Raw genomic sequence first — 20,961 nt, 5'->3', positions numbered from 1 at the left:
AAGACTACCAGGTTGATAGGTCAGAGGTGTAAGCGCAGTAATGTGTTAAGCTGACTGATACTAATAGGTCGAGGGCTTGATCAAATAAAAAATAAAATTCACTATGCAATTTTGAATGAATAATTCATTCAGTAAACAAATATTCCGCGGTAGCTCAATGGTGGAGCACTCGGCTGTTAACCGATAGGTTGGAGGTTCAAGTCCTCTCCGCGGAGCCAATTATAAATTATATATCTGGTGATTATAGCTTGAAGGTAACACCCGTTCCCATTCCGAACACGAAGGTTAAGCTTCAACACGCTGATGGTACTGCACGGGAGACTGTGTGGGAGAGTAGGACGTTGCCAGGTAATATGATTCACTAGCTCAGTCGGTAGAGCACTTGACTTTTAATCAAGTTGTCCGGGGTTCGATTCCCCGGTGGATCACCAAAAAGCATCTCTTATGAGATGCTTTTTTAATTATAAGTTGTAAGTGATAATAGTATTTCAGTTGAAAATTCTATAATGCTTATATTTATTTTTTAGTCTTTAATCGATAATAATTATTAAAAAATATTAATTGCACAAAAAGTTTTAGTATGTTATAATAATTATAATATTTTATTACCATTATTTGTGACATATATTTATTATGAATATATTTAGAGTAAAATAACAATAATACTTTATAGGAGGGTTAAACTATGAAAACATTTAAGTGTTCTATTTGTAATTATGTTTATGAAAGTGAAGAAATATATGAGAAATGCCCAATATGTGGTGCGCCAAAGGAAAAAATGCAAGAATTAAATGAGGAATCCAAAGATAAAATATATAAATCTGATTTAACAAATGATATTCATATGGATATTATTAATATGGCAGCTAGAATTGCAGAAATGTGTGAAGAAGGGATAGAAGAAAACTTAGATCCTACTTGTGTTAGAGCATTTAACATTTCTAAAAACTTAGCATGGCAAATAAAACAAATTTCTAAAGCTGAGCTAGAAAGTCATGTAAAAAAAGAAAAATGGTAATACATTAAAACATAATAATATTTATTATTAAAAAAGAGACTATCTTAGAATAAATTCTGAGGTAGTCTCTTTTTTAATTGTATAGAAATATATAAATTTTATCTTTAAGTGGGTAGAAGAAGATTAATTAAACTTTAAATGGTTATCAATGTACTTATAAATAAGTTTGTCCAATTCTTGACTAGCTCTAATTATCTTTGGAGATAATAGATTAAATGAATTTTGTTCTATAAGTTTGTTTAATTCGTCTTTCTTTTGATTTAATATTAAAAGGTTTCTTTGCATGTTTAAAATCCTCCCAAGAAAAGCTAAGTTTAAAATGAATTAGATACTAACTTTACTTATAATAAATACTACATAAAAGAGTCCAGTAGTAGATTTAATAATTAACAACATACAATATATTACAATAAATGATACTTAAAATCAATATTTTTCTCAAAAAAAAAAATATTTACAAAATAAAAAATTTATATGAAGAAAAATAGGTTTTACTATGAATTTATAGATAGCTAAAGAAGGTTAATTATATTTAAAAAAAGCTAAAATTAATTTATGAATAAGTTGCTAATGAAAGTGAAAAACTGAATAAATTACAAAAAAAATGCGTAAATAAAACAAATAAAGCTTAATAATTAATGAATTGCGAAAAAGTTGTTGGATAAATTTATTATTAAGCAATATTTATCGTTGAATTTTATATATTTAATATGTATAATTAACAAAATAACATATTGATTAAGAAATAAAAGGGGGAAATAGTATGTTTAAAATGAAGAAGGTAATAGCAATTATGCTTGCATTGGGATTATTAGGATCACTTTCAGCTTGTGGTAAAAAAGAGGATGTAGAAAAAGAGTCCGAAACAATAAAGTTAGGGGCGGTACTTCCAGAAACGGGAGATGTAGCTGTTTATGGATTAGCTGTTAAACATGGTTATGAGTTAGCTATAAAAAAATACAATGATGAAGGCGGAGTATTAGGCAAGCAAATAGAATTAATTGCTTATGATAATAAAGGTGATAACAGTGAAACTGTTAATGCTTATAATAAATTAGTAAGTAGCGATAAGATAGATGCATTATTAGGTGCTGTTATTAGTACAAATAGTTTAGCAATAGCACCACTGGCTGCAAAAGATGGAATTCCAATGTTGACACCTACCTCTACTGCTTGGGATGTAACATTAGCAGGAGAAAATGTTTTCCGTTCTTGTTACACTGATCCATTCCAAGGTGGAACAATGGCAAGATTTGCATCTGAAGATTTAAAAGCAAAAACAGCAGCAGTTATGTATGATACAGCTAATGATTATGCAGTTGGATTAGCTGAAGAGTTTAAGAAAGTATTTGAATCAAATGGTGGAGAAATTGTAAACTTTGAAGGATTCAATGCTAAAGATAAAGATTATAAATCAGTATTAACTAACATAAAAGGAAATAGTCCTGAAGTTTTATTTATTCCAGATTACTATAATACAGTTGCTTTAGTTGGTAAACAAGCTAAAGAAGTAGGTATAGAAGCTACTTTATTAGGTGGAGACGGATGGGATGGAGTTTTAGGTGTAGATAAAACTGCTGTAGAAGGTGGATACTTTGCAAATCATTTCGCTACAGATGATGAAGCAGAATTGATTCAAAATTTTGTGAAAAGTTATAAAGAAGCATATGATGGAGAAGTTCCAAATGCTTTGGCTGCATTAGGTTATGATGGTGCTATTACAATGATTGAAGCAATAAAAGCTGCTGGTAGTACTGATGCAGATAAGATTGTTGAAGCTATAAATAATACAAAATTAGACTTAGTGTGCGGATACACAGAATTTGATGAAAATAGAAACCCAGTTAAGAAAGTTGCTATTATAACTATCAAAGATGGAGAATATAAATTACACACAAAGAAATAGTTGTAATTTATAATGAAAAACAAGAATTTAGAAAAGAATATATAAAATTTATTGAAAGGTGTTCCTAAAAGGAGCATCTTTTTTTATCTACTAAAGAAAAATACAAAAAAATTGCTAATATAATATAATTTAGTATGAGAATTACGAAAAAATTGTTAAATACTTAATATTACATTATGAATTGCAAAAAAATTGTTCATAAGATTGACTATTGAGCAATATATATTATTGAATTTTACGAATTTAATATGTATAATTAACAGAACAATTAATACGTTGACAAAATAAAAGGGGGAAATAATATGTTTAGGATGAAGAAAATGGTGGCTAGCATGTTAGCATTAGTGGTGTTAGTATCACTTTCTGCATGTGGTAAAAAAGGTGGAGCAGAAACAGAGTCTGAAATAATAAAATTAGGAGCGATATATCCAGAAACTGGAGCAGTAGCTGTTTATGGAAATGCGGTGAAAAATGGTATTGATTTAGCAATAAAGAAGTACAATGAAGATGGGGGAGCGTTAGGTAAAACTATTGAATTAAAGGCCTATGATAATAAAGGTGATAATAGTGAAACAGTAAACGCTTATAACAAATTAATAAGTAGTGATAAAGTAGATGCTATTTTAGGTGCAGTTATTAGTACAAATAGTTTGGCTATTGCACCACTTGCAGCAAAAGATGGAATTCCAATGATAACAGCAACTTCAACAGCTTGGGATGTTACTTTATCAGGAGAAAATGTATTCCGTTCTTGCTATACTGATCCATACCAAGGTGGAATTGCGGCAAAGTTTGCAGCTGAAGATTTAAATGCAAAAACTGCAGCAGTAATGTATGACCCTGCTAATGATTACGGAGTAGGATTAGCTGAATCCTTTAAGAAAGAATTTGAGGCAAATGGTGGAAAAGTTATAAGCTATGAAGGTTTTAATGCAGCTGATAAAGATTATAAGTCAGTGTTAACTAATATAAAAGCAAAATCACCAGAAGTGTTGTTTATTCCAGATTATTATAATACTGTAGCTTTAGTTGGTAAGCAAGCTAAAGAAGTAGGAATAGAAGCTACTTTGATAGGTGGAGACGGATGGGATGGAGTAATTGGTGTTGATAAAACGGCTGTAGAAGGTGGCTATTTTGCAAATCACTATTCTACATCTGATGAAGATCCATTGATTCAAGATTTTATCACATCTTATAAAGAAGAGTATGATGGAGAAATGCCTAATGCATTTGCTGCCTTAGGATATGACTCGGCTGTAACTATGATTGAAGCAATAAAGACTGCTGAAAGTACTGATAGTGAAAAAGTAGTTGAAGCTTTAAAGAATACGGACTTAGATTTAGTGTGTGGGCATACTAAATTTGATGAAAATAGAAACCCAGTTAAAGAAGTTGCAATTATTAAGATTGAGAATGGAGAATATATATTATCTACCAAAAAGTAAATTTTTTAAGAGAAAGTTTATTAAAGAAAGGGAGATAATCTCCCTTTTTTCATATGAAAGGAAGATGTTTTATGGATATAGGAAGGTTTATTCAACAGTTATTCAATGGATTACATGTTGGAAGTATATATGCACTAATTGCATTAGGCTATACTATGGTTTACGGTATAGTTAAACTTATTAACTTTGCTCATGGAGATATTTTAATGATGGGAGCATTTTCTGTATATATGTTAATGGGCATGGGACTACCTTTTTGGTTAGTAATCATTATAACTGCACTTCTTACTGCACTAGCAGGTATTACTATTGAGAGATTTGCCTATAAACCACTTAGGTCGGCGCCAAGAATTTCTGCACTTATAACTGCTATTGGAGTTAGTCTTGCTCTTGAAAATTTATTTATGATTATTTTTAAGCCCAATCCTAGACCTTTTCCAGAAATTTATAAATTCAAGTCTATTATGTTGGGAAAAGTTACAATAAGTGGATTGACTATAGTGACTATATTTTTAGCTATAGTATTAATGATTCTTTTGGAATTATTTGTAAAGAAAACCAAAACAGGTAAAGCTATGAGAGCAGTTTCTCAAGATAAACAAGCAGCAATGCTTATGGGTATAAATGTTAATAGAACAATATCAATAACTTTTGCATTAGGGTCTGCACTAGGTGCTATAGGTGGAGTTTTATATAGTATGGCATATCCATTGATAGATCCATATATGGGAATCATGCCAGGGCTTAAAGCCTTTATTGCCGCAGTATTAGGAGGTATAGGAATTATTCCTGGAGCCATGATTGGTGGATTTATTATGGGGGTAGCTGAAAGTTTTACAAAAGGCTACATATCTAGTCAATTATCAGATGCTGTTGTATTTGGAATACTTATTCTTGTTCTTATTATAAAACCGTCGGGTATATTGGGTAAAAATGTTAGAGAGAAAGTGTAGGTGCAATAGATGAAAGGAAAATTAAAAGGATATTTAATCAATATATCTTTAATGATTGCATTATATGTAATATTTTTCGTGCTTATCAATACAGGTGTTGTTAATAGATATTATGAAGGAATTTTAATTTTAATAGGAATAAACATTATACTAGCAACTAGTCTTAATCTTGTGACTGGATTTTTAGGACAACTAGCTTTAGGACATGCTGGATTTATGGCAGTTGGAGCATATGCATCAGCTTTAGCAACTATTAATATGAATTTACCTATACCTTCAGGATTACAATTTGTAATTTCTTTGATAATAGGGGGTTTAGTAGCAGCATTATTTGGACTCATAATTGGGATACCTGCGCTAAGGTTACGTGGTGATTATTTAGGAATCATAACTTTAGGATTTGGTGAAATGATTCGTGTAATAATAATAAACCTTAAGTTTACAAATGGTGCAAGAGGTCTTAAAGGGATTTCTATGTTATCAAATTTTAGTAACGTATATTGGATAACAATAATAACTGTTGTAGTAATATATACTGTTATTCATTCACGTCACGGAAGAAGCATTCTTGCTATAAGAGAAAATGAAATTGCAGCTGATGCTGTTGGGGTACCTACAGCATTTTACAAAGTTTTTGCTTTTGTTTTAGCAGCTTTTTTTGCAGGAATAGCAGGTGGTCTTTTTGCACATTACATGTCAATAATAGATCCTAAAAAATTCACATTCATTTTTTCAGTTGAGATATTAGTTATAGTTGTTTTGGGTGGAATGGGTAGTTTAACTGGCTCTGTTATTGCAGCTGTTTTATTAACATTACTTCCAGAAGCATTGAGAGATTTCGCAATATATAGAATGCTTATTTACTCAGTATTGCTAATAATTATGATGTTATTTAGACCTTCTGGAATATTTGGTACAAAGGAACTATCAATTCAGAAACTACTAAATCGGCTAAAAGGTAAAAGGAGTGAGTAGACATGGCATTACTTGAAGCAAAGAATGTAGGTATAAGCTTTGGAGGACTTAGAGCAGTAGATGACTTCAATTTAACAATAAATGAAGGTGAATTAGTTGGCCTTATTGGACCTAATGGAGCAGGAAAAACTACTACTTTTAATATGCTAACAGGTGTATACTTACCCACTGATGGTGATATTTTAATAGATGATAAAAGTATAGTTGGAGATAAGCCATATCAAGTTGTAAATAAAGGTGTTGCAAGAACATTTCAAAACATAAGGTTATTTAGTAATTTGAGTGTTTTGGATAATGTAAAAATTGCATTCCAAAAACAAATGAAATACAGTCCATTAGCTGGGATACTTAGGCTTCCAAGTTATTGGAAAGAAGAAAAAGAAGTAGACAAAAAAGGAAGAGAATTATTAGCTCTTTTTGGTATGGAAGATCTTGCTGATGTTACGGCTAAAAACTTACCTTATGGTAAACAAAGAAAATTAGAAATCGCAAGAGCTCTTGCTACTAATCCTAAAATTCTCATGCTTGATGAGCCAGCAGCTGGGATGAATCCTCAAGAAACTAGTGAGTTAATGGATACTATTCATTTTATAAGAGATAAATTCGATATTTCAATATTGCTTATTGAACATGATATGCATTTAGTAATGGGAATTTGTGAAAGAATAGTTGTTCTTAACTATGGTGTGATTCTTGCTAAAGGAACTCCTGACGAGATAAAAAATAATCCTGAGGTTATCAAGGCATATCTTGGAGAATAGGAGGATGAGAAATGTTAAAAGTTAATGATTTAAATGTATATTATGGAGTAATACATGCGATAAAAGGAATTAGTTTTGAAGTTAAAAAAGGTGAAATTGTTACACTAATAGGTGCAAATGGAGCAGGGAAAACTACAATACTTCAGACTTTATCAGGTATGATAAAACCAAAGTCAGGAGAAATAGTATATAATGATATGAATATAAATACTATTGATTCACACAAAATAGTCGGTAAAGGACTTGCTCATGTACCAGAAGGTAGAAGAGTATTCCCTGAAATGACAGTTAGGGAAAACTTAGAGATGGGTGCTTTTTCAAGAAAAAGCAAAAGTGAAATTGAAGAAAGTTTACAAAATGCATATAAGAAATTTCCAAGATTGTATGAACGAAGAAAGCAAACGGCAGGAACATTAAGTGGTGGAGAACAACAAATGCTAGCAATAGGAAGGGCATTGATGTGTAAACCAGACATATTGCTTATGGATGAGCCTTCAATGGGATTAGCTCCTATATTAGTTCAGGAAATATTTGATATAATAAAAGAAATCAATGATTTAGGAACTACAGTATTGCTTGTAGAGCAAAATGCAAATAAAGCATTATCTATAGCGGACAGAGCTTATGTATTAGAAACAGGTAAAATAATTTTAGAAGGAAATGCTAAAGAACTTCTAGGAAATGAAGATGTTAAGAAGGCTTATTTAGGTGCTTAAAGTAAAAAGAAATTAAGAATATTACGATGTATAATCGAAATATTCTTTTTTTATTGATAATGAATTTTTAAAATATCTACTTTAATAATTTTTTGCACAAATCTGAGTTATTTAACTGCACACTCAGAAGCTTCCCCTTTTAAAATTTCAATTCCATGCTTTAAAGCAGGAAGAACAAAGTTTAAATTCTCTATCGCAGCTTTGGGACTTCCAGGTAGATTTATAATAAGAGTGTTGTTTCTAATTCCAGATATTCCTCTTGATAACATTGCTTTTGGTGTAATATCTAAAGATTTCATTCTCATTGCTTCACTTATACCAGGAACATATTTTTCGATTACTTTTTGAGTTGCCTCAGGTGTTATATCTCTTTTAGAAAAACCAGTACCTCCATTTGTTAATACTAGATCCACTTTTGAATTATCACATAAGTATTGTAGTTCTTTTACAATTATATTTAATTCATCTGGTATTATTTTATAATAATCTACATAATATTCATTTGGAGATAGAGTTTTTTTTACAGAAGGGCCTGTTACATCCTCTCGTTCTCCTTTTGAGCCTTTGTCACTTATGGTTAATATTGCTGTTTTTATCATATATATACCCTCCTCGAATTTGAATCACTTAGTTTAAATAATTATATCATGATTGAAGGATATAAGTAAATTAAATACAAATATATAACCATACTACATATGTATTTATTAAAATACCATTTATTTGACAAAAAAATAGAGGCTGATATAATAAATGTAATGAATAGTAAATAACAAAATGAAACGTGAAAGATGAATTTGTATGATTTTAATAAATAGTTACTTTAATTAGTTGAAAACCGCATGGAGAAGGGAAGAAGAGCATGAGTGATGAAATGAATCTTAACCATTTTGATGATGAAGGCAAAGCAATAATGGTAGATGTGAGCGAAAAAAAGGATACTGTAAGAATTGCTATTGCCCACGGAAAGGTATGTATGGAACCAGAAACTCTTGAATTAATTGAAAATGGTGAAATGGGTAAAGGGGATGTTTTAGGTGTTGCTAGAGTTGCAGCGATTATGGCAACAAAAAAAACACATGACTTAATTCCTATGTGCCACCCACTGATGTTATCGGCATGTACCGTTGAATTCAAAGTGAATAGAGAAAAGTCCGAGATACATATAGAAGTAACAGTTAAGACAACAGGAAAAACTGGGGTAGAAATGGAAGCTTTAACGGCTACATCAATTGCTGGGCTTACTATATATGATATGTGTAAAGCAGTAGATAAAAAAATGACTATAGGAGATATTTATCTTGAGAAAAAAACAGGAGGGAAAAGTGGTATTTTTCTTCGTGAATAAAGATAAGTTATGAAATTAAAGTATGAATGATAACATTTACATTATTTGATAAGGAGTAACTTTTGGAAAACATTAAGTTATGTTACTTTTAACTTATCAAGGGATATTTCCATAATTTTGATAGTATTATCTTTAGTTAATTTTACATTTCTTAAAAGAAATTCAGGTTATAGATGGAAGCAAAATTTGGGATAAAATAATAAGAGAGAAGGTCTAAATATGATCGATAGCCAAGGAAGAAAGATAGACTATTTAAGAATTTCAATAACTGATAGATGTAATTTGAGATGTATATATTGTATGCCGGAAAAAGGCATCGAATTATTAATGCATGATAAGATTTTGACTTTTGAAGAAATACTAAGAATAGTAAAAAATGTTGCAACACTTGGAATATCAAAAATTCGTATCACTGGTGGAGAACCTTTAGTACGGTTAGGTATTGTTAAATTAATTAAGGATATTAAACAAACGCCAGGAATTGAAGAAGTAAGCATTACTACGAATGGAATTCTTTTAGAAGATTATATAGATGAATTTATAGAAGCAGGATTGGATAGATTGAATATAAGCTTAGATACATTAAAAGAAGACACATATAAAGAGATTACTCGTAATGGCAGCCTAAAAAAAGTACTAACAGGAATTGATTTAGCTATTGAAAAGGGAATAAATAGAGTTAAATTAAATACTGTAATTATAAAGGGAATTAACTTCTCAGAGATAATGGATTTTGTGAGGTTTTCCGAAGAAAAACATATTGATGTTAGATTTATAGAATTAATGCCAATAGGAGAAGGTAGTAAATTTACTCCTGTATCTAATGATGAAATTAAAAAAGTTATTTCTAAAGAGAGAAAGTTAACACCATTTAATAATAAAATTGGTTCAGGTCCGGCTACTTATTATAAAAGTCCATTAAGCAAAGGAAGCGTAGGATTTATTAGTGCTATAAGTCATGAATTTTGTAGTAATTGTAATAGAGTGCGCCTAACAGCAGAAGGATTTTTAAAGTTGTGTTTATTTTGGGACAAAGGTATAGATTTAAAGAAATTGTTGAGAAATGGTATTGATGATGAAAGATTATTAGAAATTCTTACTCAGGCTATATTTAATAAACCAGCTAAACATGAAATGAATGGAATTAGTTTAAAAGAAGAAGATCTTGATTTAGAAAAAAGAAAAATGTTTCAAATTGGAGGGTAAAAAATTCAAATCTATTTACTGGTTTTATGTAAATAGATTTGAATTTTTTATTTGAATTCTATTCCGCTATTTTTAGTGATATCATCTGAAATTATTGCAGTACCTTGAATTTTTGTACCCTCTTTAACTTTGGGTTGAACAGAAGGATTCAGTGGATAAGTATAATTATCATATTTTAGCTCTGAAAAGAATCTTTCAATCCCTCCACCATATACATCCATAATAATGTCATTCCATCCATTAGTTTTATTTTTACTTATTATTATAGGATTGTTTACTAACGTAAATCTAGAAACAGGTTTGTATTCATCTTTTTGAGATTCAAAAATCAAAGCGCTACAGCCGCCTGTTCCACATACAGAAGGACCAACAAGGTATACAAAGGTTTCAGGTTTTTCATCTCCATTTAGATCAATTCTATTATAATAATATCTAAGTTTGTCAACACCTGGTTTTAAATCATAAACTTTAGCAAAAGCTTCTTCTAGTTTTGGATCTCTAGTCATTTCTGAAGGGATATAATTTAGTTCTGTAAGATCTAGTCCTTGCATACTTTCGAAGTTTAATAAATTATTGTTATTGTCAAGATTCTCATTTGGAGGGGCAGTTGTAGAAACATTATTTTTAACTGAATCTGATTCTGTTGAAGTTGTATTAGCAACGGTTGTTTTATTGCACCCTATAAGAAAAGCACTTAGAAGTAGTAATAGTAAATAGTTGTATTGTTTCATTTTAAAATCTCCTTTTGTCTTATTTTTCTTTATTATTATGTTATCATTAGAAACTTATTAGAGAGTAACAAAGTGGTTACATAAAGATTACATAAAAGTTACAGAACTAAATCTCTTTTCAGGTAACTAAAGTTACTGATAATCTCAAGCCAAAAGGTATATAATAATCAATATAAAGTGAAAGAAAGAGGGATGGCAATGAGTGCACATTTTGGGAATTTACAAAAAGTAAAAGATGGTAAAAGAAAATATGCTATAACTCCTCATATACCAGGTGGATTTATAACAGTTGAAAATTTGGAGAAGATAACTAAAGTAACAAAAAAATATAAAGGTGTCTTGAAAATAACGTCAGGACAAAGAATTCTAATTACTAATTTAGAAGAGAGTGATTTACCATTAATATGGAAAGAATTAGGTATGGAACCGGCGGTAAAATCTCAAAATTCAGTAAAAAATGTAGAGATGTGTCCAGCGGGTTATTGTAAGAGAGCAAAGTACAATACTATAGGTATAGGGATGAAATTATCAAAAAAATACCAATGGATGGAAATGCCATGTAGAACCAAAATAGGGGTAGCGGGATGTAAAAATGCGTGTGGCAGTGTTTATAGTAAAGATATAGGAGTAATTGCAGATAAAACAGGTATTTCTATTACGGCAGGAGGTTCAGCAGGGCACAATCCAAGGTTAGCTGATATCATTGCAACTGAATTGAATGAGGAACAGGCTTTAAAGTTGATAGATACAATTTTTGAGTATTATAAGAAGCATGCAGAAATGGGTGAAAAACTAGGCTTTTTTATAGAAAGAATAGGATTAGAAAAATTTAAGGAAGATGTAAAAAGGTGTTTGTAACATAGGTTACTGATAATTGTTCTCGAAAAGAATATAATTACTACATAAAGAAAATGTTTTGAAGGAGGAAATGAAAATGTTAAATAATAAAGATAAAGATATATTTAAAGAGGAGATTGGATTTGTACCTCCTGGAGTGATGATTGCAGAAAACTTTGGTAAAGAATTTCAAGAAGCTATAGCTGGATACCATCATCAAATATGGGGAGAAGGTGTTATTCCTCTGAAGTATAGATACATGATTGCTCTTGCGACTGCTATATTCGATAATAATGAAAAAAGAGCGAAATTAGAAATGAACAAAGCAATTAAAGAAGGTGCAACTAGGGAAGAACTGTTGGAAGTAATAAAACAACAGATATGGATGAAAGGTGCTCCTACAATAGTACAAGTAGCACCATTAATTGAAGTTTTAAATAAGAAATTTTGAGTTTATAAATGAAAAGCAATGACTACTAAATTTTGCAAAAGTAGTTGTTGTTTTTTTATATTATGTAAAATGGTTATTTATATTAGTTAAAATAGTTATTTTTCTGATTTGCTAGATAATTAGATAATTTTAAAGAAAAACAAAGTTTAAGCAAGTTAAAGAAATATATTAGAGGAATGGTTTAGAGTATACGCATTGTAAAAAATATTTTTATTGATATAATATTTATTGGGGTACATGCCCTATGGTTACAATAAATTTAGAAAGAATTGGGAGTTAAGAGAAATGAGTAATAAAAGTGATACAAGTACAACTTTATTAAAATGGCATAATTTTAGAATAAAAATTATTTTTCAAGGAGTTTTAGTGGGAGTATTCGCAGGATTGTTAATCGTTTTCTATCGATATTTAGTAGAAAAGGCATTTCATGTTACAACGGAAGGATATGCTTTTCTTCGTGAAAATACTCAGTATATACCAATAGGAATTGCTATATTAGTCATATTAGGTATTATAGTTGGTTATTTGGTTGAAAAAGAACCTATGATTTCTGGGAGTGGTATTCCACAAGTGGAGGGAGTATTACTTAGAAAATTAGATATGAACTGGGCTAGAGTTATTACATATAAATTTTTTGGAGGGCTCATAGCTTTAGCAGCTGGATTATCAGTTGGAAGAGAGGGACCTTCTATACAAATGGGTGCAGCTGTAGGAGAAGGATTTACTAAACTTACTAAAAGACCAAAAATCAAAGAAAAATACTTAATAACAGCTGGAGCAAGTGCTGGATTAGCTGCTGCTTTCAATGCACCTTTAGCTGGAGTTATGTTTTCATTGGAAGAAGTTCATAAAAATTTTTCACCTATAGTTTTAACAACTTCATTAGCAGCTTCGATAACTTCAGATTTTGTTTCAAAACATTTTTTCGGTCTTAAACCGATATTCGATTTTAATATTACACATTCTATACCATTAAAGGATTATCCATATCTGTTGGTATTGGGTATAATAATTGGTTTTGGAGGAGTTCTATTTAACAAAGGTATTCTTACGGCACAGAATTTGTATGGCAAGCAAAAGGTGTTATCAAAAAAGTATTGGCCGATTATTCCTTTTATATTAGCTGGAATATTAGGAGTTTATATACCAGAAGTTTTAGGAGGAGGACATGAATTAATTGTATCATTAACTCATAGCACACCGATACCATTGATTTCACTTGTTGTGGTTATTATTGTTAAATACTTGTTTACAATAATTAGTTATGGATCTGCAGCACCAGGTGGTATATTTTTGCCTCTGCTAGTTATAGGTGCTTTAATAGGTGCTATATACGGGATAATTTTAAGTAATTATTTTGGATTTAGTAATACATATATAGTAAATTTTATAATAATAGCAATGGCAGGATACTTTACGGCTGTAGTAAAAGCGCCTATAACTGGTATGGTTTTACTTACTGAGATGACAGGATCTTTTAGCCACTTATTATCTATTGCTTTTGTATGTATAATTGCTTACGTAATAACGGATTTATTGAATTCAGAGCCAATTTATGAATCTCTTTTTGAAAGAGTTTTATCTAAATCAGATAATATTTTCAAAGGAGAGAGCAATAATAAAGTGATAATAGAAGTTCCAGTTTGTGTAGAGTCTTTTCTTGAAGATAAAAAAATATGTCAGGTAGATTGGCCTTGTAGTTGTCTTATAGCAGCTTTAAAACGAGGAGAAAAAGAAATAATACCTAGAGGAGATACAGTTATATATGCAGGGGATTATCTTATAGTTTTAGCGAATGAAGACACCGCTTCCAGCATTCAAGAATGTTTAACAAGTTTTGGAAGTAATTAAAATATATAATCCTTCTGATATTATTGAAAATTTAGCATCCTATTCTGCTCCCTCATATCCTGTCCATGAAGAAGTAATAAATGAAATAGTTTCATTTATAGATAAAACAAAATAATATAACAATGATCTCTTATTAATATAATAGGAGATTTTTTGTATTAAGAAAGCAATATAAGGAGATATTGTTTATGTAAGGACTATTAAATCACAAAAGTTAGTTGAATTTCATCTAAGTTACTTTTCAGGAGGAAATATTATAATATATCAAAAATCAAAATTTTGTTCTGGGTTAACAAATAATAATTATGTATTGATAATAATTATTAAATAAGTTATAATATTATTATGATAAATAAGTAAATTAAATTTGATAAATAAAATTATTTGAAAATAAGGAGGATATTATGAAAGTAGCTATTATAGGTTGTACTCATGCAGGTACAGCTTCAATTGTAAATATTGCAAAACTATACCCAGAGGCAGAGATTACAGTATATGAAAGAAATGATAATATTTCATTTTTATCTTGTGGAATTGCATTATATGTAGGCGGTGTGATAAAAGATCCTAATGGATTATTTTATAGTTCTCCTAAAGCGTTAGCTGAACTTGGAGTAAAGACTAAGATGTTACATGATGTTGTTAAAATTGATATAGACGATAAGAAACTATTAGTTAAAAATTTAGAAACAAATGAAGAATTTCAAGATACATTTGATAAATTGATTATTACAACAGGTTCATGGCCTATTCAACCAAATATCAAGGGAAGTGAGCTCAGTAATATTCTTTTGTCAAAGAATTTCAACCATTCTAATACTATTATAGAAAAAGCAAAAAATGCAAAAAATATTGTTGTAATTGGAGCAGGTTATATTGGGGTAGAATTGGCAGAAGCGTTTAATATGAATGGTAAAAATGTAACTTTGATAGATGCTTTTGATAGAATTTTAAGTAAATACTTGGATAAAGAATTTACTGATATGGCTGAAAAAGCTTTCGAAGATGAAGGTATAAAACTAGCTCTAGGAGAAAAAGTTGTTGAGTTTAAAGGTTATCAAGATAAAGTGAATAAGGTTATCACTGATAAGGGGGAATACCAAGCAGATCTAGTAATTATGTGTATTGGGTTCAAACCAAATACATACTTAGTTAAGGATCAAGTAGATACACTAGAAAATGGTGCGATTATTGTAAATGAATATATGCAAACTAGTAGGGAAGATGTGTTTGCTGCAGGTGATTCCTGTGCTATAGTTTATAATCCAACTGGAAAATATAGATATATTCCACTAGCTACAAATGCAGTTAGAATGGGTACGTTAGTAGCTCAAAATTTAGTTGAGCAAAGAGTAAAATATATGGGTACGCAAGGAACATCAGGTATAAAAATTTATGATTTAAATATCTCTTCTACAGGATTAACTGAACAATCAGCATTAGAAGAAGGATTAAATATTGAGACTGTTTCTGTTAAGGACAATGTTCGTCCAGAATTTATGCCTACGTATGAAGAAGCATTATTAAAAGTGGTTTATCATAAGAAAAGCCGTGAAATTTTAGGGGCTCAAATCATATCAAAGGCTGATATGACACAATCGATAAATACTGTCTCAGTGTGTATTCAAAATAAAATGACTATTGATGAATTAGCTTTTGTAGATTTCTTTTTCCAACCACATTATAACAAACCTTGGAATTTACTTAACATGGCTGGTCAAATGTCACTTCAATAAAATGTTCTTTTATTATTGAAAAAGAAAAAAATCGTCCCAATATATATCATAACTATCGATATGTATTGGGATTTTTATAATATTTACCATTTCTTGTGACTAATAAGATAGAATGTTTTAATATAATAAATTTTTTGGTGATGAATATAATATAGAATAGTAAGGTTTTATTTTATTCTATATAAAAAATATTAGGTTAAAAGGGATAAAAGGGATTAATATTCACTTATCCCTTTTATCCCATAACACACTACATAAAGTAAACGATTACTGCGGTAGGAGGCAGTTTGGAGTAGTGATTATATTTTGATTATTTGGTATAAAAATTGCTTTTGATTTCTGTATCATGTAAATCTTTTTAAATTTTAGGAGGTATTGAAATGATAAAAAATTACGATCCATACAAAAATATGTTGGAAGTTTTAGACAAAGCAGCGGATATGTTGGGATTGAAGGAAAAGGATTATATTGCTCTTAAATCACCTGAAAGGGAACTAAAAGTATCACTTCCTATTGAAATGGATGATGGCTCAGTTAAAGTGTTTGAAGGTTATAGAGTTCAACATTCAAGCTCTAGAGGTCCATGTAAAGGTGGAATTAGATATCATCAAGATGTAAATATTAATGAAGTAAAAGCTTTAGCAGCGTGGATGAGTCTGAAATGTGCTGTTGTAAATATTCCGTATGGTGGTGGAAAAGGTGGAATCAGAATAGATCCTTCTAAATTATCTAAAAAAGAATTGAAACGATTGACAAGAAGATATACAGCAATGATACTTCCTATTATTGGACCAGAAAGAGATATCCCAGCACCAGATGTAAATACTAATGCAGAGGTAATGGGTTGGATGATGGATACTTATAGTATGTTGAAGGGATATACTGTACCTGGTGTAGTTACAGGAAAACCATTGGAAATAGGTGGTTCATTAGGTAGAAGTGAGGCAACAGGGCGAGGAGTAATGTTTGTAGCAAAAGAGATACTTCATAGACTTGGGATACCTGTTTTAGGTACAAAGATTGCAGTTCAAGGAATGGGGAATGTAGGTGGAACTGCTGCTAGGCTATTGAGTAAAGAGGGATGTAAAATTGTAGCTGTAAGTGATATGTCAGGTGGAGTATATTGTGATAGTGGTCTTGAAATTCAGGATATTTCATCATTTCTCTCTAAAAATGATGGAGCATTATTAAAAGATTATTCATTGAAAAATGGTGAGATTCGTATATCTAATGATGAATTATTGAAATTAGATGTGGATATGTTAATTCCAGCAGCTTTGGAAAATCAAATAAATGAAAAAAATGCAGATGACATTAAAGCTAGAATAATTATTGAAGCGGCGAATGGGCCTACAACAACAGAAGCAGATAAAATTTTGCAGAGAAAAGGTATTGTAATTATGCCGGATATTTTAGCTAATGCAGGAGGAGTAGTTGTATCTTATTTTGAATGGGTACAGAATATACAGTCATTAACATGGGATGAAGAAAGAATTAATCGTACATTGGAGAAAAAAATGATACAGGCATTTAATGAAGTGTGGGATAAAGCTAAAGAAAGTGAGACTACTTATAGAATGGGTGCATATATGGTAGCTATAGATCGATTAGTTAAAGCAATGCAGATACGTTCTATTTTTCCATAAAATTAAAAAAAACTGGGATCGATGATTCCAGTTTTTTTATGTAAAGAATAATTAATTACTTCACAATCCACTTTTATTTTATAAATATTTATGTTAGATTTAAGGAAGTGGTAAATATTATAAAGTAGTACATAACAAAATTTATACCTATTTAGATATCTAATAAATGGGAGGAAAACAATGAAAAAGAAAATTGCAGTTATAACTTTTTCTTATAATTCGGCAGTTTTTTACTGTGAACAATTACAGGAATTATTTGGAGAGTATGTTACTCTAGAGAAATATTCATTAGATAATAATAGTTTGAATGGAAGAATTGATGCAGATATAGTTCTGATATCAACAAATGATATTTATGGAACTGTTAAGAAATACATAAAAGATGAGTGTGAAATAATAATTAATAGCGTGACAATGACAAAAAAAGGATTAGAAAAACTAATGAAGATCCCTAAAGGTGAAAAAGTTATGCTGGTGAATTTGAGTTTAGAAATGTCAGTAGAAACAATTTCTTTGCTTTATCAATTAGGGGTGAATCATATTGAATTTGTGCCTATTTACCCAAGGATAAAAGATATTCCTAATTTAGATATCGCTGTTACTCCTGGTGAAGTTAGGTATGTTCCTAAAAATGTAAAACAAATCATAGATATAGGACAAAGAGGATTAGATATAAATACTATAATGGATTTAGCTATAAAACTGAATTTAGATGATCTGCTGAGAAAAGATAAGATTCAGAATTACTTCAAGAGTATAGTAACTAATAGATATGCAGTACAAAAACTAATGGGTTTAACTAATAGGCTTCAAAGTCAATTTAGCATTTTATTGCAAGGATTAGAGGAAGGAATTATAGGAATTGATTTAGATGGGATAGTATATTTTTATAATGAAAGTGCTGAAAGTATTATTGGTTTAAAAAAAGAAAAAGTGTTAGGTAGGCAAATTAAAGATTTAATACCAGAATTACCATTTGAAAAGGTGCTTAATACGTCATCATCAATTAAACAAAAATTGGTACGAATAAATGGTTGTGCAATTTCTGCAAATATAGATCCAATAACAAATGAAAGAACTCTTTTTGGAGCCGCTGCAATAATTAAAAGGTTCAGTGACGCAGAAAAAGAACAGCATAAACTTAGATCACAACTTATAGGAAAAGGACATCGAGCTAAGTATAACTTTGAAGATATTATTGGGCAAAGTGATGAGATTAATAAAGTTAAAGATATAGCAAGAAGGATGGCAAAATCGGATTCTTCAATATTAATTAGAGGCGAAACTGGTACTGGTAAGGAATTGTTTGCTCAAGCAATCCATAATAGTTCAAGTAGAAAGAACTATCAATTTGTTGCAGTAAATTGTGCGGCTTTGCCAGAAAGTTTGCTTGAAAGTGAGCTTTTTGGATATGAAGAAGGTGCTTTTACTGGAGCAAGAAAAGGAGGTAAGTTAGGTCTATTTGAATTAGCTCATATGGGAACTTTGTTTTTAGATGAGATTGGTGAAATGGAGTTAGGATTACAGGCTAGATTATTAAGGGTTGTTCAAGAAAGAGAAGTTATGAGAATTGGTGGTGATAGAGTAATAAATGTTGATGTTAGATTGATAGCAGCAACAAATCGAGATTTGAAAAAATTAGTTCAGCAAGGAAAGTTTAGACAAGATCTATTTTTTAGGTTAAATGTGTTGCCTCTGAAACTTGTACCTTTAAGGGAAAGAGGGGAAGATATTTTATTATTAGTTAATAAAATAAAAGCAAAGCTTGACAAAGATTTTGTTTTATCAGATAATGCTTTAAAAGCTTTATTAAACCATAATTGGGAAGGTAATGTACGAGAGTTAAGAAATTATGTGGAATATCTTGCTCATTTAGAAAAGAAAAATATTGAAGTTGAGGATTTGCCTTTTGAAACATCCAATAATAGCAATTCTGATGATTCGCTTTATTTAAGCGAATCAGAAAACAATATTTTAAGTATCTTTGAGATGCATACTAAGAATAGAATTGATAAATATAAATTTGTATTAAAAGAATTAGAAAATGGATATAGAAAAAGAAAAACAACAGGAAGAAGGAGTATTGCAGATAATGCAAAAGCAAACGGTGTTTTTTTATCAGAGCAGATGATAAGAAGGATATTTGTTGATTTAAGTAGTTATGGATTAGTAGAAATATCTAGTGGAAGAGGGGGAACGAAAATAACTGAATTAGGAATTAAGATTTTAAATCACTTGAGTAAGTAAATATGGCATGATAGTTGCTGGATATATATAGTGAATTTTTATAATATAAGGAGGGTTTTTAGTGTTTAATTATCCAAGAAGAGAAGAACTAGCGTTATTACCTACGCCTATTCACAAATTAGAAAAATTAAGTGAATTGCTAGGTGGCCCAGAAATTTATTTAAAAAGAGATGATATCACAGGTGGGGTTGTTGGTGGTAATAAAATTAGAAAATTAGAATTCGTAATCGCTGATGCGATAGATAAGGGATATGATACTCTTATTACTTGTGGTGGGATGCAGTCTAATCATTGTAGAGCTACAGCTTTTGCAGCTTCTAAATTAGGACTTGATTGTCATTTGATTCTAAGAAAAAATGAAACTCCAGTAATAGAAGCAAATTTGTTTTTGGACAAATTGGCAGGGGCGGACATTCATTATATTGATAATGAAAAATATGAAAATAATCTCCAAGGAATATTGAAGGAAGTACAAGATAAGTTAGAAAAAGAAGGAAAGAAGGCATATATTATTCCTACTGGAGCCTCTTTTGGAATAGGTAATTTCGGATACTTAAAAGCTGTAGAGGAGATAAGTAAACAATGTAAAGAAGAGGAAAATAAGTTTGATTATATAGTGACCGCTATAGGTTCAGGGGGAACATATACAGGTTTATCTTTAGGGAAGAAATTGTATTTGCCTGAAACTAAAATTGTAGGAATTAATGTTTGCGATGATAAAGAACATTTTACTGAAAGAATAAAGAAAATATGGAAAGAAAGTTTTGCTTTTATGGATAAGGAAATTCCATTAGTTGATGGAGATATCAATATTATTGACGGGTATGTTGGTCTTGGATATGCTAAGAGTACACAAGAAGAACTTAAATTTATTACAGAGATAGCTAGATTAGAAGGGGTTGTATTTGATCCTGTTTATACAGGAAAAGCATTTTTAGGTCTTGTAGACCAGATAAAAAAAGGGAGTTTTAAAAAGGGAGAGAAAATATTGTTTATTCATACTGGTGGTATTTTTGGGATATTTCCAAAAAAAGATATGTTTCAGTTTGAAAAGTAAGTAATGTTTTATAAAGATATTTGTATATAAGAAATAGGTTTAATGGGTTAACAAACACCCCATTAAACCTATTTTTT

19 protein-coding genes, 2 tRNA genes and 2 rRNA genes are annotated in these 20,961 nt (G+C 30.2%); 20 read left to right on the top strand and 3 right to left on the bottom strand.

All coding sequences use genetic code 11. The annotated features are described in order from the left end of the window. The 5 genes from ACQ3F0_RS08920 to ACQ3F0_RS08900 all read left to right on the top strand — a co-directional run. Positions 1-84: ribosomal RNA gene (locus ACQ3F0_RS08920) — 23S ribosomal RNA — on the top strand; the annotation flags it as partial. A 59-nt stretch (positions 85-143) separates the two neighbouring features. Further along, a tRNA-Asn gene (locus ACQ3F0_RS08915) sits at positions 144-218 on the top strand. A gap of 15 nt (positions 219-233) precedes the next feature. Further along, positions 234-350 (top strand): 5S ribosomal RNA (gene rrf, locus ACQ3F0_RS08910). A 5-nt stretch (positions 351-355) separates the two neighbouring features. Continuing rightward, positions 356-431 (top strand) — tRNA-Lys (locus ACQ3F0_RS08905). 254 nt (positions 432-685) lie between these two features. Next, positions 686-1,018, top strand: a complete 333-nt coding sequence (locus ACQ3F0_RS08900; protein ID WP_428864873.1) for a rubredoxin-like domain-containing protein — start codon at positions 686-688, stop codon at positions 1,016-1,018. A 123-nt stretch (positions 1,019-1,141) separates the two neighbouring features. Here ACQ3F0_RS08900 and ACQ3F0_RS08895 read toward each other — a convergent pair whose 3' ends face one another. Further along, positions 1,142-1,303 (bottom strand): aspartyl-phosphate phosphatase Spo0E family protein, encoded by a 162-nt coding sequence (locus tag ACQ3F0_RS08895; protein ID WP_428864872.1) that lies wholly within the window; start codon positions 1,301-1,303, stop codon positions 1,142-1,144. Between the two features lie 478 nt (positions 1,304-1,781). On the opposite strand from ACQ3F0_RS08895, the gene ACQ3F0_RS08890 reads away from it, so the two are divergent. The 6 genes from ACQ3F0_RS08890 to ACQ3F0_RS08865 all read left to right on the top strand — a co-directional run bounded on the left by ACQ3F0_RS08890 (position 1,782) and on the right by ACQ3F0_RS08865 (position 7,774). Next, complete coding sequence (locus ACQ3F0_RS08890) at positions 1,782-2,924, top strand: ABC transporter substrate-binding protein (protein ID WP_428864871.1); 1,143 nt, start codon at positions 1,782-1,784, stop codon at positions 2,922-2,924. Between the two features lie 302 nt (positions 2,925-3,226). Then, positions 3,227-4,369, top strand: a complete 1,143-nt coding sequence (locus ACQ3F0_RS08885; RefSeq protein WP_428864870.1) for an ABC transporter substrate-binding protein — start codon at positions 3,227-3,229, stop codon at positions 4,367-4,369. A 71-nt stretch (positions 4,370-4,440) separates the two neighbouring features. Further along, positions 4,441-5,322: a branched-chain amino acid ABC transporter permease gene (locus tag ACQ3F0_RS08880; RefSeq protein WP_428864869.1), complete on the top strand. Its 882-nt coding sequence runs from the start codon at positions 4,441-4,443 to the stop codon at positions 5,320-5,322. Positions 5,323-5,331: 9 nt separating this feature from the next. Continuing rightward, positions 5,332-6,297 (top strand): branched-chain amino acid ABC transporter permease, encoded by a 966-nt coding sequence (locus ACQ3F0_RS08875; RefSeq protein WP_428864868.1) that lies wholly within the window; start codon positions 5,332-5,334, stop codon positions 6,295-6,297. A 2-nt stretch (positions 6,298-6,299) separates the two neighbouring features. After that, positions 6,300-7,058 carry an ABC transporter ATP-binding protein gene (locus ACQ3F0_RS08870; protein ID WP_428864867.1) on the top strand — a complete coding sequence of 253 codons (759 nt, stop codon included), beginning with the start codon at positions 6,300-6,302 and terminating at the stop codon, positions 7,056-7,058. Positions 7,059-7,069: 11 nt separating this feature from the next. Then, positions 7,070-7,774: an ABC transporter ATP-binding protein gene (locus ACQ3F0_RS08865; RefSeq protein ID WP_428864866.1), complete on the top strand. Its 705-nt coding sequence runs from the start codon at positions 7,070-7,072 to the stop codon at positions 7,772-7,774. 107 nt (positions 7,775-7,881) lie between these two features. On the opposite strand, the gene ACQ3F0_RS08860 is transcribed toward ACQ3F0_RS08865, so the two are convergent. After that, entirely contained in the window at positions 7,882-8,373 is a 492-nt protein-coding gene (locus ACQ3F0_RS08860) for a MogA/MoaB family molybdenum cofactor biosynthesis protein (protein ID WP_428864865.1), read from the bottom strand. A gap of 263 nt (positions 8,374-8,636) precedes the next feature. Here ACQ3F0_RS08860 and moaC point away from each other — a divergent pair, with 263 nt between their 5' ends. Next, positions 8,637-9,122 carry a cyclic pyranopterin monophosphate synthase MoaC gene (gene moaC, locus ACQ3F0_RS08855; RefSeq protein ID WP_428864864.1) on the top strand — a complete coding sequence of 162 codons (486 nt, stop codon included), beginning with the start codon at positions 8,637-8,639 and terminating at the stop codon, positions 9,120-9,122. Positions 9,123-9,341: 219 nt separating this feature from the next. Continuing rightward, positions 9,342-10,328: a GTP 3',8-cyclase MoaA gene (moaA, locus tag ACQ3F0_RS08850; protein ID WP_428864863.1), complete on the top strand. Its 987-nt coding sequence runs from the start codon at positions 9,342-9,344 to the stop codon at positions 10,326-10,328. A gap of 47 nt (positions 10,329-10,375) precedes the next feature. On the opposite strand, the gene ACQ3F0_RS08845 is transcribed toward moaA, so the two are convergent. Next, positions 10,376-11,059: a hypothetical protein gene (locus ACQ3F0_RS08845; protein ID WP_428864862.1), complete on the bottom strand. Its 684-nt coding sequence runs from the start codon at positions 11,057-11,059 to the stop codon at positions 10,376-10,378. Positions 11,060-11,257: 198 nt separating this feature from the next. Here ACQ3F0_RS08845 and ACQ3F0_RS08840 point away from each other — a divergent pair, with 198 nt between their 5' ends. The 7 genes from ACQ3F0_RS08840 to ACQ3F0_RS08810 all read left to right on the top strand — a co-directional run bounded on the left by ACQ3F0_RS08840 (position 11,258) and on the right by ACQ3F0_RS08810 (position 20,884). Continuing rightward, positions 11,258-11,917, top strand: a complete 660-nt coding sequence (locus ACQ3F0_RS08840; protein WP_428864861.1) for a nitrite/sulfite reductase domain-containing protein — start codon at positions 11,258-11,260, stop codon at positions 11,915-11,917. 76 nt (positions 11,918-11,993) lie between these two features. Beyond that, on the top strand, positions 11,994-12,347 hold the full coding sequence (locus ACQ3F0_RS08835) for a carboxymuconolactone decarboxylase family protein (RefSeq protein ID WP_428864860.1): 354 nt from the start codon (positions 11,994-11,996) through the stop codon (positions 12,345-12,347). Between the two features lie 285 nt (positions 12,348-12,632). Beyond that, positions 12,633-14,198, top strand: a complete 1,566-nt coding sequence (locus ACQ3F0_RS08830; protein WP_428864859.1) for a ClC family H(+)/Cl(-) exchange transporter — start codon at positions 12,633-12,635, stop codon at positions 14,196-14,198. A 404-nt stretch (positions 14,199-14,602) separates the two neighbouring features. Further along, positions 14,603-15,934: an FAD-dependent oxidoreductase gene (locus tag ACQ3F0_RS08825; RefSeq protein WP_428864858.1), complete on the top strand. Its 1,332-nt coding sequence runs from the start codon at positions 14,603-14,605 to the stop codon at positions 15,932-15,934. 380 nt (positions 15,935-16,314) lie between these two features. After that, positions 16,315-17,580: a Glu/Leu/Phe/Val family dehydrogenase gene (locus ACQ3F0_RS08820; RefSeq protein WP_428864857.1), complete on the top strand. Its 1,266-nt coding sequence runs from the start codon at positions 16,315-16,317 to the stop codon at positions 17,578-17,580. A 180-nt stretch (positions 17,581-17,760) separates the two neighbouring features. After that, positions 17,761-19,827 carry a sigma-54 interaction domain-containing protein gene (locus ACQ3F0_RS08815; RefSeq protein ID WP_428864856.1) on the top strand — a complete coding sequence of 689 codons (2,067 nt, stop codon included), beginning with the start codon at positions 17,761-17,763 and terminating at the stop codon, positions 19,825-19,827. Between the two features lie 61 nt (positions 19,828-19,888). After that, positions 19,889-20,884, top strand: a complete 996-nt coding sequence (locus tag ACQ3F0_RS08810) for a D-cysteine desulfhydrase family protein (protein WP_428864855.1) — start codon at positions 19,889-19,891, stop codon at positions 20,882-20,884. Positions 20,885-20,961: the final 77 nt, after the last annotated feature.

Origin of the sequence: Clostridium sediminicola, from assembly GCF_050402865.1 — a bacterium.
GTDB classification, from domain to species: domain Bacteria; phylum Bacillota; class Clostridia; order Clostridiales; family Clostridiaceae; genus Clostridium_AF; species Clostridium_AF sediminicola.
Note: the sequence above shows the minus strand (reverse complement) of the source record. Positions and strands in the feature narration are given on the sequence as shown.

Bases quoted from the DNA above. Each gene is read 5' to 3' on its own strand.
- ACQ3F0_RS08900 (WP_428864873.1), top strand. From the start codon at position 686: ATGAAAACATTTAAGTGTTCTATTTGTAATTATGTTTATGAAAGTGAA.
- ACQ3F0_RS08895 (WP_428864872.1), bottom strand. From the start codon at position 1,303: ATGCAAAGAAACCTTTTAATATTAAATCAAAAGAAAGACGAATTAAAC.
- ACQ3F0_RS08890 (WP_428864871.1), top strand. From the start codon at position 1,782: ATGTTTAAAATGAAGAAGGTAATAGCAATTATGCTTGCATTGGGATTA.
- ACQ3F0_RS08885 (WP_428864870.1), top strand. From the start codon at position 3,227: ATGTTTAGGATGAAGAAAATGGTGGCTAGCATGTTAGCATTAGTGGTG.
- ACQ3F0_RS08880 (WP_428864869.1), top strand. From the start codon at position 4,441: ATGGATATAGGAAGGTTTATTCAACAGTTATTCAATGGATTACATGTT.
- ACQ3F0_RS08875 (WP_428864868.1), top strand. From the start codon at position 5,332: ATGAAAGGAAAATTAAAAGGATATTTAATCAATATATCTTTAATGATT.
- ACQ3F0_RS08870 (WP_428864867.1), top strand. From the start codon at position 6,300: ATGGCATTACTTGAAGCAAAGAATGTAGGTATAAGCTTTGGAGGACTT.
- ACQ3F0_RS08865 (WP_428864866.1), top strand. From the start codon at position 7,070: ATGTTAAAAGTTAATGATTTAAATGTATATTATGGAGTAATACATGCG.
- ACQ3F0_RS08860 (WP_428864865.1), bottom strand. From the start codon at position 8,373: ATGATAAAAACAGCAATATTAACCATAAGTGACAAAGGCTCAAAAGGA.
- moaC (WP_428864864.1), top strand. From the start codon at position 8,637: ATGAGTGATGAAATGAATCTTAACCATTTTGATGATGAAGGCAAAGCA.
- moaA (WP_428864863.1), top strand. From the start codon at position 9,342: ATGATCGATAGCCAAGGAAGAAAGATAGACTATTTAAGAATTTCAATA.
- ACQ3F0_RS08845 (WP_428864862.1), bottom strand. From the start codon at position 11,059: ATGAAACAATACAACTATTTACTATTACTACTTCTAAGTGCTTTTCTT.
- ACQ3F0_RS08840 (WP_428864861.1), top strand. From the start codon at position 11,258: ATGAGTGCACATTTTGGGAATTTACAAAAAGTAAAAGATGGTAAAAGA.
- ACQ3F0_RS08835 (WP_428864860.1), top strand. From the start codon at position 11,994: ATGTTAAATAATAAAGATAAAGATATATTTAAAGAGGAGATTGGATTT.
- ACQ3F0_RS08830 (WP_428864859.1), top strand. From the start codon at position 12,633: ATGAGTAATAAAAGTGATACAAGTACAACTTTATTAAAATGGCATAAT.
- ACQ3F0_RS08825 (WP_428864858.1), top strand. From the start codon at position 14,603: ATGAAAGTAGCTATTATAGGTTGTACTCATGCAGGTACAGCTTCAATT.
- ACQ3F0_RS08820 (WP_428864857.1), top strand. From the start codon at position 16,315: ATGATAAAAAATTACGATCCATACAAAAATATGTTGGAAGTTTTAGAC.
- ACQ3F0_RS08815 (WP_428864856.1), top strand. From the start codon at position 17,761: ATGAAAAAGAAAATTGCAGTTATAACTTTTTCTTATAATTCGGCAGTT.